Consider the following 12661-nt stretch of genomic DNA (forward strand, 5'->3'; position numbering starts at 1 on the left):
CGAATGCGTCTCTGGAGTTTTTTTGTATTCATCCATCGCATAGGTATAAAAGAAGAATGTTTGCTCTAGGAAAGGATGACGAATGTGACAGACCGACGCTTGCATCATGTGTGTCATTACAGCGGGACACATCTCCATGCCAAAGGGTGGATTCAAGAAGCAGCATTGCGGATGTTGAATAACAATTTGCACAAAGATGTGGCTGAAAACCCGCAAGAACTCGTCGTATACGGGGGAATCGGCAAAGCAGCCCGGAATTGGAAGTGTTATCAAGAAATTGTTAACACACTGATGTCGCTTGATAACGATGAAACGCTGCTCATTCAGTCAGGGAAGCCTGTAGCTGTTTTTCGCTCGCATGCGGATGCACCGAGAGTACTCATCGCTAATTCCAATCTCGTTCCAGCATGGGCCGATTGGGATCATTTTCATGAACTGGATCAAAAAGGGTTAATGATGTTCGGGCAGATGACAGCTGGCAGCTGGATTTATATCGGCAGCCAAGGTATTGTACAAGGAACTTATGAAACCTTTGCAGAATGTGCACGCCAGCATTTTGGCGGCACTTTGAAAGGAACGGTCACGGTAACAGCAGGACTTGGAGGAATGGGAGGCGCCCAGCCGCTTGCTGTCACCATGAATGGCGGGGTATGTATTGCTGCAGAGATGGACCCTAAGCGCATTAAGCGCCGTATTGACACGAACTACCTGGATGTGTCTGCCAAAAGCTTAACAGAAGCATTGCGGTTAGCAAACGAAGCAAAACGAAATAAGCAGCCGCTGTCGATTGGGGTGGTGGGAAATGCAGCGGAAGTTCTCACCGAAATGAAGCAAGCACGGTTTATCCCGGACATTTTAACCGACCAGACGTCTGCTCATGATCCGCTGAACGGCTATGTTCCAACGGGATTGTCGGTCGATGAAGCCGGTGAATTGCGAAAGCAGGACCCTCATGATTACGTGAAACGAGCGAAAAAAACGATAAGCGAACATGTGGAACTGATGCTGTATTTTCAAAAACAAGGAGCAGTCACGTTTGACTATGGAAACAATATCCGGCAGGTCGCAAAAGATGAAGGCGTGAAAGATGCCTTTCAGTTCCCCGGGTTTGTCCCTGCATTTATACGGCCGAAGTTTTGTGAAGGAAAAGGGCCGTTTCGCTGGGCAGCGTTATCGGGAGACGCTGCCGACATTTATAAAACCGATGATGTGATTTTAAACATGTTCTCGCATAACCAGCCATTGTGCCGCTGGATTCACATGGCACGAAAGCACATCCGTTTTCAAGGTTTGCCGGCACGAATCTGCTGGCTTGGTTATGGAGAGCGTGCAGCTTTTGGGAAAAAGATTAATGCTATGGTCGCAAGCGGGGAACTTAAAGCACCGATTGTGATTGGCCGGGATCATCTTGATTCTGGCTCGGTTGCTTCTCCGAATCGAGAAACGGAGTCGATGAAAGACGGAAGTGACGCGGTAGCAGATTGGCCGATTTTAAATGCGCTCATTAACAGTGTTGGCGGAGCGAGCTGGGTGAGTGTTCATCATGGCGGCGGTGTGGGAATGGGATATTCGCTTCACGCTGGCATGGTAATTGTCGCGGATGGAACCAAAGCAGCAGAAAAACGGCTAGAACGTGTGTTAACGACAGATCCTGGCTTAGGTATTGTCCGTCATGCCGATGCCGGCTATTTGGAAGCTCAAAAAGCGGCACAGCAGCATGGCATTCAGATGCCGATGGATAGTGACCAGGGAGGGGCATAAATGAGCGAAACCGTACTGATTCGAAATGCAAGCCAGTTGATTACGATGGCTTCTCATTCTAAACGGCCCGCTGTAAAAACAGCAATGTCGGATATTGGTGTCATTGAAGGCGGCAGTGTCTTAATCGAAAACGGCTGTATTGTGGAAGCAGGAGAAGACAGGGTGTTGTGTGAGAAATATAAAAGCCGTCTTAAAAAGGCAAAACAAATCGACGCTGCAGGAAAACTGGCTACACCCGGTTTAATCGATCCGCACACACATCTTGTTTATGCAGGAACGAGAGAAAACGAATATGCAATGCGTCTTGCCGGGCAAAGCTACATGGATATTATGCAGGCAGGTGGAGGCATTCATGCGACGACACGGGCTACGCAAAAAGCAGGCGTTGAACAGTTGTATGAAGAGTCAAAAGCCCGGCTGGATCAGTTTTTGCTGCACGGAGTCACCACGATTGAAGCAAAAAGCGGCTACGGGCTGACGCTTGAGCATGAAATCAAACAACTGGAGGTAGCGCATGCGCTAGCAGACAATCATGCTGTCGATATTGTTTCTACGTTTATGGGAGCACACGCCATTCCCTATGCCGAAAAAGACCATCCTGACCGTTTTGTTGAGCGTGTGGTCAATGACATGATTCCCGAAGTGGCCAGACGCGGCCTTGCCGTGTTTAATGATGTGTTTTGTGAAAGAGGAGTGTTTACACCAGAGCAATCGTTGAAAATATTAGAAGCTGGCAAACGACATGGTCTGCTGCCTAAAATTCATGCCGACGAAATCGAGCCGTACCAAGGAGCGGAAGTGGCAGCACAAGTGGGAGCTGTGTCGGCAGACCATTTACTCAAAGCCTCAGACGCTGGAATATCGAAAATGGCTGAAGCAGGGGTTATTGCAGTACTGCTCCCAGGCACCGCCTTTTTCTTAATGAAAGAGTTTGCTGACGCCCGCAAAATGAGGGACGCAGGTGTTGCGTTAGCGCTGTCTACCGATGCCAACCCAGGGTCATCTCCGACACATTCTCTGCCGTTTATGATGAATTTGGGTTGTTTGAAAATGGGCATGACTCCTGAAGAAGTGTTAACCGCAGTAACGATTAACGCTGCTCATGCGGTTGGAGCAGCTTCTAAAGTGGGAAGTATAGAGCCGGGAAAGAAAGCGGATATAACCATTTTTAATGTGCCTCATTATTTGATGCTTTCTTATCAATACGGAATGAATCACGTAGATACGGTCGTGAAAAACGGAAATGTCTGTGTGGAAGGCGGGCACCTGTTATGAGCGGTTATCCATATCCGATGTTAGATCCGCCTTCGTTTGTATGGACGCACACTTCAAGCGGGACAGGAGACATGAAAGTACATCAGTGGGTGAAAACAGCTGCGGGAACGGTTCCTGACTGGTCTGATTATGATGTCACAATCATAGGGGTGCCTTTGTCAAAGTCTTCGATCAGCTCTTCGAGTGCAAGTGAAAATCCAGATGCGATGCGGCGCGCATGGAAGGCATTTTATACGTATAACATAGATGAAGATATAGATTTGCAAGAGATGAAGGCGATTGACCTTGGCAATGTGAAACAACACGTGACTGATATTGCCTGGACACATGAGAGAATTCAAGAGGCAATGGCTGTGATGCGCATCCACCACCCTCACACACTGCCCGTCATATTAGGCGGCGATCATTCGATTACGGCAATGCTCGTAAAAGGTTACAAACAAGTGCACACGCACGAAACGGTAGGAATATTGCAGTTTGATTCGCACTTTGACGTGCGGGACCCGGAAGAGCTGGGAAAAGCCAATGGTACGCCTATTCGCGTGTTAATAGACAGCGGCACGGTGAAAGGTGCTCATGTATACAATATTGGTGTGCACGGGTTTTTTAACGGCAAAACCTTAAAAGACTATGCCGATAAACACGCCATCCACTATATGACAATGAAACAAGCAAGACAGCGGGGAATTAGTAATGTAACAAGGCGTGTACTGTTGCAGCTGTGCCAGCATGTGGATGCTGTTTATGTGACGATTGATATGGATGTGCTTGATATCACGCACCATCCCGCAGCACCAGCCTCGGCTCCTGGAGGAATGTACAGCGAAGAATTGTTTGAGGCCGCAGCAATAGCTGGTGCCTGCGCTAAAGTAAAAGCAGTGGACATTGTCTGCTCTGATCCGCGAAAAGATGTCGCAGAAATATCGGTGAAAACGTCTGTGCAAACGATGTTATCATTTTTGACCGGTTACACGAAACGCTTGCAGAAACAAGGCCGGCTGCGCATGTAAGAAGGCGTGTGTGCATAGAATGAATCAATGATGACATATCAAGGCAGGGTAAGGGGGCTATGCTTCTGAAGCAAATATGTTTCAGCAGTATAGTCCTTTGTACGTAATGAACTTTCTGCTAAAGGAGGGAGTTCAATTGGTTGTTTTAACAGGAGAAGATTTATCTTTGACAGATATCCACAAGGTATTATGGAACAAAGAAACAGTAGCTGCAGATAAAAACAGCATGGAAAAAGTGCAAAACAGCCGGCAAGCGATTGAAAAGATCGTCGAGAAAGAAGACGTTGTATATGGTATTACGACCGGTTTTGGGAAATTCAGCGATGTGTGTATTTCAAAACAAGACGCAGAGATCCTGCAGAAAAATTTGATTTCCTCTCACGCATGCGGGGTAGGAGAACCTTTTCCTGAAAGAGTGGTGAATGCTATGCTGCTGCTGCGTGCGAATGCTTTGTTAAAAGGCTATTCTGGTGTTCGTCCTCTGTTAATCAAACGTTTGATTGAATGGGTAAATGCTCCGCTGTATCCATGTGTTCCGGAGAAAGGCTCACTCGGTGCCAGCGGCGATCTTGCTCCGCTTGCTCATTTGGCTTTGGCTTTGACTGGAGAAGGGGACGTTTTTTATAAAGGAAAACGAATGGCGGCACGACGAGGTTTACAACAAGCCGGCATGCAGCCAGTATCATTGCGTGCTAAAGAAGGGTTGGCGCTAATCAATGGCACCCAGGCAATGACAGCTGTGGGCGTGGTTGCCTATATCGAGATGGAGCAGCTGGCTCTGCAGGCAGAGTATGTTGCAGCAATGACGATAGAAGGCTTGCGCGGCATTATTGATGCGTTTGATGATGACATCCACCAAGCACGAGGGTATCAAGAACAAATAGCTGTGGCTAAACGAATGAGACAACTGCTTAAAGGGAGCAATTTAACGACGAAACAAGGCGAGCTGCGTGTGCAAGATGCTTATTCTTTGCGCTGTATTCCGCAAGTTCATGGAGCGATTTGGCAGACATTGCACTATGTCCAAGAAAAACTGGCGATTGAAATAAACGCAGCAACCGATAATCCCCTTGTGTTTGATAACGGCAGCAAGGTGATATCCGGCGGTAATTTTCACGGGCAGCCGATTGCATTTGCAATGGATTTTCTCAGCATTGCTGCATCGGAGTTAGCGAACATGTCGGAGCGTCGGATTGAGCGGCTCGTGAATCCTCAGTTAAGTGATTTGCCGCCGTTTTTAAGTGCCAATCCGGGCCTGGAATCCGGCGCAATGATTATGCAGTACACGGCGGCCGCACTCGTTTCAGAAAATAAGACATTAGCACATCCAGCCAGTGTTGATTCCATTCCGTCATCGGCCAACCAAGAAGATCATGTAAGTATGGGAACCATTGCTGCACGGCATGCTGCAGCAATTATTGAAAACACGCGGCAAGTTATAGCGATGGAACTTATTTGCAGTATGGAAGCGGCAGAATATCGGGGGATCGAAAAAATGGCAGCAGCAACCAGAAACGTATTGGTTAAAGCCCGCGAGGTCGTTCCTGCGATTACCCATGACCGTCCGTTTTTTCGAGACATAGAAGCTGTGACGGGATGGCTGCAGGAACAGAAGGAATGGAAATCATAATGGACTTTTCATATAAAAAACAATTATACACCTATGATCATCCTTCATAGTAAATGAGCTTGCTTTATTTATAGGGAGGTGTCAATATGTTAAGAAAACAGAAATGGGATTACATGTATTCATTCTCTCATGATGGAGACATATTGACATTTTCATGCGGTGTCTGAAGCAGGAAAAAGAATACAGTCGTGGAAGAGATATGTACAGGAAGGAGGGGAGGTACGGTGAAACCATGCTGCGGGCCGCAACGTGAAACGGTAACAGCAGAAACAATATCTTCTCATGAAAAACCAGCACATACAAAGCAGCCGCCGAATCAAGAAAGGCTGATACATTTAAGCGGCGGTCATTTTTTAATGGGAACAGAAAGCACGATCAGTCATCCGGAAGACGGAGAAGGTCCCATTCGTGAGGTGACAGTATCACCGTTTTTTATCGATCCTTACACGGTAACCAATCATGACTTTCAAAAATTTGTAGATGATACCGGATACATCACTGATGCTGAACAATATGGATGGTCGTTTGTGTTTCACTTGCTCGTTTCAAATACAGTGAAAGAAAATGTACAGCAGGTTGTCCAGCAAACTCCTTGGTGGTATGTAGTGGAAGGTGCGTACTGGAAAGCTCCGGAAGGCCCGGCTTCTGTTATTAAACATCGTATGGATCACCCGGTTGTTCATGTGTCGTGGAATGACGCCCAAGCGTATTGTAAATGGGTGGGGATGCGATTACCGACTGAGGCGGAATGGGAATATGCAGCTAGAGGAGGACTGGAACAAAAAATATTTCCGTGGGGGGACGACTTGAAAGATAGGAATCAACAGGATCAATGCAACATCTGGCAAGGCAAATTTCCTGTGTACAATACAAAAGAAGATGGGTTTTTGTCGACTGCTCCGGTTGATACGTATGACGCCAATGGATATGGTTTATACAATACTGTCGGGAACGTATGGGAATGGTGTGCGGATTGGTTTTCTCCTCATCATGACCGGTCGCGTGTCCAAACAAATCCACAAGGGCCGGTGAACGGCATAGCTAAAGTAATGAAAGGCGGATCTTATTTATGTCATGACTCGTATTGTAATCGGTACCGGGTAGCAGCACGAACGGGAAATACGCCGGACAGTTCCTCGGGAAACGTTGGTTTTCGATGTGTACAAGATGTATAAAGAAATGGCGTGATGGCTGCTAGGAGACAAGAGCCATCACGTTTTTGGTTCTAAGGTAAGAAAGGATAAAAGGTTGGCGTTTTCATGGTCCAGTGCAAGTACCTGCCCGCTCGAAGTTTCATCACCTTAGCCGGATCTCCTTCTTTTAAGGCGCTTGCGCTTTTCTTTATAGCTGCAGGAATAAACGGCAGGTGTACAGGCACAAACGTAAAAGGAGCCAACATGCTGTGGTCAGCTCCATCGGCTCCAATCGTTATTTCACGTTTTAGTCAACGTTTTCAACAGCAACGGAAATACCTTGTCCCACACCAATGCACATTGTGGCAAGGCCGAGTCCGGCAGATTGTTTTTTCATCTCATAAATAAGTGTCGTTAAAATTCTGGCACCGCTTGCCCCAAGAGGGTGTCCAAAAGCAATCGCACCGCCATTAACGTTTACTTTGTCTTGGTCGAGTTCTAATTGTTTGACACATTCCAGTGATTGCGAAGCGAAAGCCTCATTTAATTCAACTAAATCAAAGTCACTGCTATTTAAGTTGTTGCGCTCCATCAGCTTCTTCGTTGCAGCGATTGGGCCGATTCCCATAATAGAAGGTTCTACCCCGGCAGTAGCTGAGGCTTTAAAACGAACAAGAGGTTTCAAGCCAAGTTCTTTCGCACGTGATGCCCGCATGATTAATAAAGCGGAAGCACCATCATTTACCCCGGAAGCATTTCCGGCTGTAACGGTGCCGTCTTTGAAAAGCGGCCGCAGACTGCTTAGTTTTTCAAGCGTTGTATTCGGACGTGGATGTTCATCTGTGTCCACGACGGTTTCGTTGCCTTTTTTGTCTGTAATCGTTACAGGTACTATTTCTTCTTGGAACCGTTGATTTTCAATCGCTTGTTTGGCCCGCATTTGACTTTGATAAGCAAATTCGTCTTGGTCTTCGCGAGAGATATTGAAACGTTTAGCTACATTTTCGGCTGTTTCCGGCATAGAGTCAATGCCATACATCTCCACCATTTTAGGATTAGGAAAACGCCAGCCAATCGTTGTGTCATACATTTCCATGTTTCCGCGAGGAAATTCTTTTTCTGGTTTTGCCATGACAAAAGGTGCACGCGTCATGCTTTCGGTACCACCGGCGATTAAAATGTCCTCTTCCCCGGACAAAATAGCACGAGCTGCAATGCTGACAGCATCTAAACTAGAACCGCACAAACGGTTGACCGTGGTACCACTTACAGTTTGAGGCAGTCCTGCCAGCAAGGAGGACATTCTTGCAACATTTCGGTTTTCTTCGCCGGCTCCGTTGGCATTGCCAAAAATAACATCATTAATGGCTTCGGCCGGCAGGTTAGGATTTCGCTCTAGTAATGCTTTGATAACGACAGCACCAAGGTCGTCAGGCCGAACGTCTTTCAGAGCACCTTTGTATCGGCCGATAGGAGTTCTAACGGCATCAACAATAACTACTTCTTCGCTCATTATTTACTCTCCTTTTGCAGCAGCTTTTCACTTACACGATAAGACAGGGTGGTGTTTTCTTCTACGTCTTTTAAGGATGTACCGTCGATTAATTCTGTTAATTCATATCCATCATTCTTCCATTTAAAGGTGGCCATATCTGTAATAATAATATCTGCGCGCCGGTTGGAAGTGATAGGGTACGAACACTCGTCTACAAGTTTTGGAGACCCGTCTTTTGATACGTGATTGGTTGTGATGATGATTTGTTTTGCTCCAACAAGAAGATCCATCGCTCCACCAACACCAATGATGTCTTTTCCGGGAATCGCCCAATTTGCGACGTGGCCATTGGAATCTACTTGTAAAGCTCCAAGAATAGCTGTATCCACGTGGCCGCCGCGGATCATCGCAAATGAATCGGCACTATGAAAGTAGGACGCACCAACTGCTTCACCGACTGGAAGCTTGCCGGCATTGACAAGCAGTGGGTCAATATCCTCTTCTTCGACCGATGTAACTCCAAGAAGGCCGTTTTCTGTATGCAGGTAATATTTATCTTTATCGAGATAATTAGCAACGAGCGTAGGGATACCGATACCGAGATTGATGATGGAATGAGGAGCCAGCTCCTCTGCTGCTTTTTTAGCAATCATTTCTTTTTTACTCACGATCAATCACCCCTTCTTTGGTTAAAATCAATTGACTCTTAATGAGAGAATCGACATATAAATGCGGGGTTGCGATTTCTTCTGGAGACAATTCGCCTTCTTCGACAATTTCATCCACTTCCGCAATGACATATTTGGCAGCAGACGCCATAATAGGATTGAAGTTTCTTGCTGTCTTATAGTATACGAGATTGCCTTTTGTATCAGCTTTCCATGCCCGGACTAAGGCGACATCAGCTTTTAATGCTTTTTCTAACAGGTAGGTTTCTCCATCGATGTCTTTTGTTTCTTTTCCTTTGGCAAGATCTGTGCCGACGGCTGTTTTTGTATAGAAGCCGCCGATGCCGGCACCTCCAGCACGAATGGCTTCAGAAAATGTCCCTTGTGGAAGCAGTTCCAACTCTAATTTTCCCTCGTTATACCACTGGGCGACTTCACGGTTACTAGTGAAGTATGATCCGACAGCTTTTTTTAATTTGCCTTGCTGCAATAAGATACCTAACCCTTTACCGGTCTCACCAACGTTATTGCTGATAATAGTGAGTTCGGAAGCATCATGTTTGGTTAGAGCATCAATCAATGTCAAAGGACTTCCCACCAATCCGAAGCCTCCGACCATGACAGTGTCTCCTGTTTGTACTCTGGTTATTTCGCGCAGTGCATCATTTATAATGGAAACAGTCATGAGCTCGCCCCTCCATTCGTTAAAAATTGTTGTATGTGTTTCAACACATCGGGTTGTTTATTAAATACCAGTTCATAATGGTTAACCGGAGTTATTTCTGTTTGTAAATGACGAATGTTGTTTCGCGTATGGTGATAAGACTCTTCTGTAAAAAGCGATTTGTTATCTTTCATGGCTCCGGTGGCAATCATGAGAAGTGTATTACACGTAATAGAAGAGGTAACGCCGTGAATATCAAACGTATAGAAACTCTCAAAGTCCTGCTTGGTTAAATCATAGTCTGAGCGGTGCGTAAAAGAGCTGCCAACTTGTTTGATTTCATAGCGGGCAATGTCTTCTAAACGAGTGTCCCAATGAATGTTTAAGTTTTCATATAAATGTTTCGTTTCTTTTACGTAATCTTCTGCGGACGCGTACGTTTTTTCCAGGCGTCCTAGCGAAGGAATGACAAGATCACGAGTAGTGTCATCTGCTTCACCGGCTCCATCAAGCAGTATTAGTCCTTTTACATGAGACAAGCGGCTGGCAGCAATCGCTGCGATATACGCTCCCATGGAATAACCCATCAGGATAGGCTCTTTAATATTTAATGTCTCAATTAATTCAACTAAATCGTCGGCGTGTTTATTAATGGACGTATTAGTATCTTGTCTGTCACTTAATCCTCGTCCTCGTACATCATAGCTGATAAACTGATAATCTTCTGAGAAAGCTTGTTGGAAAAAGTGCATCTGCTTATGGTTGCCAGTTAAGCCGTGAGCCGCGATAATGGTTCCTTTGTTGTTTTGGCCTGTTCGATAAATATAAAGGTTCTGCCCATTGTTGACGGTGACATATTCTCCCATGTCTCACTCGTATCCTTTCTTTCGTAGATTTTACTCAACGGTGTATATGGAGTAGTTTACTTTTCCCGGAAGGCGAATACCTTTTGAGACAAATACACGCCGGTTCAACCAGTCATATTTCTCGGAAGCTGTTTCAAAGACGGGGGAGGTTCTGAAGTAATATTCATCGGGATCAACGTCTTCATTATTGTCGAGCCTCTGTAACACGTCTGGTTCGCCGGTGCGAATCCCCCGGTATGTCATTAATATCAACGCATCATCTTCTGTCTTAAGCAGAATGCGTACATCTTGGATAATCGTTCCATCTTCCCGGACAGTAATCCAATCATCACCGCCTGGAACAACTTCAGCATTTAATTTTTCTCCACGCAGCGCTCCGCCTGTCACGCGAATAATCCGGCGGTTTCCAATAGGTGTTTTGCCTGGCAAGTGTGCACCTTCTACTGTTAATTCCATGTCTGCTAAAAATGCAAGGGAGGGAGCAGGTAAGTGTTGCATTGGTGTATATCTCCTTTCGTTGCATACATTGTAAAGTTTATTGTCTTGTGTATGCTGCTGCTTTTTCTTCATCTAGTTCGATACCAAGTCCAGGCTTATCAGGAACATGAATATAACCGTCTTTAATCGTGAGCGGCTCGGTTACAGGGTCATCCAAAAGCCAGTTTGGACCGAACAATTCGCTTCCATAATCCAGGTTAGGGATGGATGCGAACGCGTGGACACAAGCGGCTGTACCGATGGAGCTTTCTAAGGACGTGCCTCCAAAGCATGAAATGCCAGCTGCTTCAGCGATGCCCGCAACTTTTATTGTGTTTTTCATGCCGCCAGCTTTATGGATCTTTAAGGAGAAGATATCGGCCGCATTTTCTTTTGCTAAACGCATCGCATCTTCGACAGAAGAGGCACTTTCATCTGCCATAATAGGAACTTTCTTCATAGCGGCTAATCTCGCCATCCCCTCAACATCCTGCGGCTGAAGCGGCTGTTCAAGAAAATCAATACCAGCATCAAAGAAAGCATCCATCCATTTCATCGTTGTTAAGCGGTCCCATGAACCATTTGGATCAATACCAATGGTGGAATGGCTTTTAATCCCTTCTGCAATGCGAATCGAACGTTTTGCATCATCATCTGGTGCTTCTTTACCAGATTTCGTTTTGAAGTTGGCATACGTCCCGCTCTCGACATATTCTTTTGCTTCTTCAATGTCACCTTCTGGTGTGCCGGAAGCTAGTGCCCAGCGTACAGGAATCTTGTCTTTATGAAGAGTTCCTAAAAGCTGATGGACTGGTGTGTTATACCATTTTCCCAGCGCATCAAATAAAGCCATCTCTACCGTTGCTTTAGCAAAATAATTGTTTCGGATTTGCCGGTTGATTTTTTGCAAAAGAGCTTCTGTTAACACGGGATCTTGGCCTAACAGCAAAGGCGATACATACCGGTCAATAATGGTTTGCATTGTTTCCACTGTTTCACCGTTCCAAAAAGCACCAGGTGTCGTTCCTTCTCCAATTCCTACAATGCCGTTGCTTAATTCTATTTTTAAAAGCACGAAGCTTTTAGAAGAGACTTTCACTGCAGAGAATTGATGTGGACGTTTAATCGGAATGTCCAGTATTTGTGTTGTGATGTTTTTAATCGTAACTTTTTCCATAATATCCTCCGTTTTAAAGCTTTTAAGATGAAAAAAAGGAAGGGACATATTGAAATGTCCCTATTCATTGCTTATAACGGGCGCATAACGAAGTTGAGAGAAGCTTCTTTATGATCCCCTTTGTCTTCTAGTTTGGTGAGCAGTTCGTCACGAACGCCTTCTGCGACATCGCTTTCAAGCCATTCATCTCCTTCAAAGAAGACTTGGGTGATTAAGGTGTCATGCCCTTGGGCTTCAAACATAATGTGCAAGTGAGCCGGACGCATGGAGTGCTGTTCCATGTACTCCAGGAATTCACCGGTTGGGCCGTCTGTTGGAATGGAGTATGGGACGGGGACGATGGTTTTTACTTCAAAGTCGCCGTTTTCATCCGTATAGAAATGGCCGCGCAAGTTAAAGTCCGGCGCATCGGAGTCAAAGTTGGAATATTTGGCTGAGTGATCGTTTTGCCAGAATTCCACCCGGGTGTTAGCAAGTGGTTTGCCTTCTGTATTGCTGACATTGC

General features: G+C 45.8%; 12 protein-coding genes. 5 read left to right on the forward strand and 7 right to left on the reverse strand.

Annotation, left to right across the window (positions count from 1 at the left end; all coding sequences use genetic code 11):
- Positions 1-84: 84 nt before the first annotated feature.
- The 5 genes from hutU (at position 85) to BLT18_RS04965 (ending at position 6851) form a co-directional block, all read left to right on the forward strand.
- On the forward strand, positions 85-1761 hold the full coding sequence (gene hutU, locus BLT18_RS04945; RefSeq protein ID WP_245705179.1) for a urocanate hydratase: 1677 nt from the start codon (positions 85-87) through the stop codon (positions 1759-1761).
- The gene (hutI, locus tag BLT18_RS04950) at positions 1762-3036 is read left to right on the forward strand and encodes an imidazolonepropionase (RefSeq protein WP_091271783.1); all 1275 of its coding nucleotides are present in this window, start codon (positions 1762-1764) and stop codon (positions 3034-3036) included.
- Positions 3033-4046, forward strand: coding sequence for an agmatinase family protein (locus BLT18_RS04955; protein WP_091271785.1), 1014 nt, complete (start codon positions 3033-3035; stop codon positions 4044-4046). The genes hutI and BLT18_RS04955 overlap by 4 nt, the downstream gene beginning before the upstream one ends.
- Positions 4047-4182: 136 nt before the next feature.
- Positions 4183-5676, forward strand: a complete 1494-nt coding sequence (gene hutH, locus BLT18_RS04960; RefSeq protein WP_091271787.1) for a histidine ammonia-lyase — start codon at positions 4183-4185, stop codon at positions 5674-5676.
- Positions 5677-5900: 224 nt separating this feature from the next.
- Positions 5901-6851: a formylglycine-generating enzyme family protein gene (locus BLT18_RS04965; RefSeq protein WP_407639915.1), complete on the forward strand. Its 951-nt coding sequence runs from the start codon at positions 5901-5903 to the stop codon at positions 6849-6851.
- 265 nt (positions 6852-7116) lie between these two features.
- Here BLT18_RS04965 and BLT18_RS04970 read toward each other — a convergent pair whose 3' ends face one another.
- The 7 genes from BLT18_RS04970 to BLT18_RS05000 form a co-directional block, all read right to left on the reverse strand.
- On the reverse strand, positions 7117-8322 hold the full coding sequence (locus BLT18_RS04970; protein ID WP_091271788.1) for a 3-oxoadipyl-CoA thiolase: 1206 nt from the start codon (positions 8320-8322) through the stop codon (positions 7117-7119).
- A complete protein-coding gene (locus tag BLT18_RS04975) occupies positions 8322-8972 on the reverse strand; it encodes a 3-oxoacid CoA-transferase subunit B (protein ID WP_091271790.1) in 651 nt (216 codons plus the stop codon). Before BLT18_RS04975 ends, BLT18_RS04970 begins: the two co-directional genes overlap by 1 nt.
- On the reverse strand, positions 8965-9657 hold the full coding sequence (locus BLT18_RS04980; RefSeq protein WP_091271792.1) for a CoA transferase subunit A: 693 nt from the start codon (positions 9655-9657) through the stop codon (positions 8965-8967). Before BLT18_RS04980 ends, BLT18_RS04975 begins: the two co-directional genes overlap by 8 nt.
- On the reverse strand, positions 9654-10502 hold the full coding sequence (locus tag BLT18_RS04985) for an alpha/beta fold hydrolase (RefSeq protein WP_091271794.1): 849 nt from the start codon (positions 10500-10502) through the stop codon (positions 9654-9656). Before BLT18_RS04985 ends, BLT18_RS04980 begins: the two co-directional genes overlap by 4 nt.
- A 30-nt stretch (positions 10503-10532) precedes the next feature.
- Positions 10533-11000 carry a DUF3237 domain-containing protein gene (locus BLT18_RS04990; RefSeq protein ID WP_091271795.1) on the reverse strand — a complete coding sequence of 156 codons (468 nt, stop codon included), beginning with the start codon at positions 10998-11000 and terminating at the stop codon, positions 10533-10535.
- Positions 11001-11037: 37 nt separating this feature from the next.
- The gene (locus tag BLT18_RS04995; RefSeq protein ID WP_175487380.1) at positions 11038-12156 is read right to left on the reverse strand and encodes a muconate/chloromuconate family cycloisomerase; all 1119 of its coding nucleotides are present in this window, start codon (positions 12154-12156) and stop codon (positions 11038-11040) included.
- 71 nt (positions 12157-12227) lie between these two features.
- On the reverse strand, positions 12228-12661 hold a 434-nt coding region (locus BLT18_RS05000), incomplete at its 5' end, for a peptidase associated/transthyretin-like domain-containing protein (protein ID WP_456061254.1).

The organism is Alteribacillus persepolensis (assembly GCF_900099605.1).
Taxonomy (GTDB): Bacteria; Bacillota; Bacilli; order Bacillales; family Marinococcaceae; genus Alteribacillus; species Alteribacillus persepolensis.

Bases quoted from the DNA above. Each gene is read 5' to 3' on its own strand.
- hutI (WP_091271783.1), top strand. From the start codon at position 1,762: ATGAGCGAAACCGTACTGATTCGAAATGCAAGCCAGTTGATTACGATG.
- BLT18_RS04955 (WP_091271785.1), top strand. From the start codon at position 3,033: ATGAGCGGTTATCCATATCCGATGTTAGATCCGCCTTCGTTTGTATGG.
- BLT18_RS04970 (WP_091271788.1), bottom strand. From the start codon at position 8,322: ATGAGCGAAGAAGTAGTTATTGTTGATGCCGTTAGAACTCCTATCGGC.
- BLT18_RS04980 (WP_091271792.1), bottom strand. From the start codon at position 9,657: ATGACTGTTTCCATTATAAATGATGCACTGCGCGAAATAACCAGAGTA.
- BLT18_RS04985 (WP_091271794.1), bottom strand. From the start codon at position 10,502: ATGGGAGAATATGTCACCGTCAACAATGGGCAGAACCTTTATATTTAT.
- BLT18_RS04990 (WP_091271795.1), bottom strand. From the start codon at position 11,000: ATGCAACACTTACCTGCTCCCTCCCTTGCATTTTTAGCAGACATGGAA.
- BLT18_RS04995 (WP_175487380.1), bottom strand. From the start codon at position 12,156: ATGGAAAAAGTTACGATTAAAAACATCACAACACAAATACTGGACATT.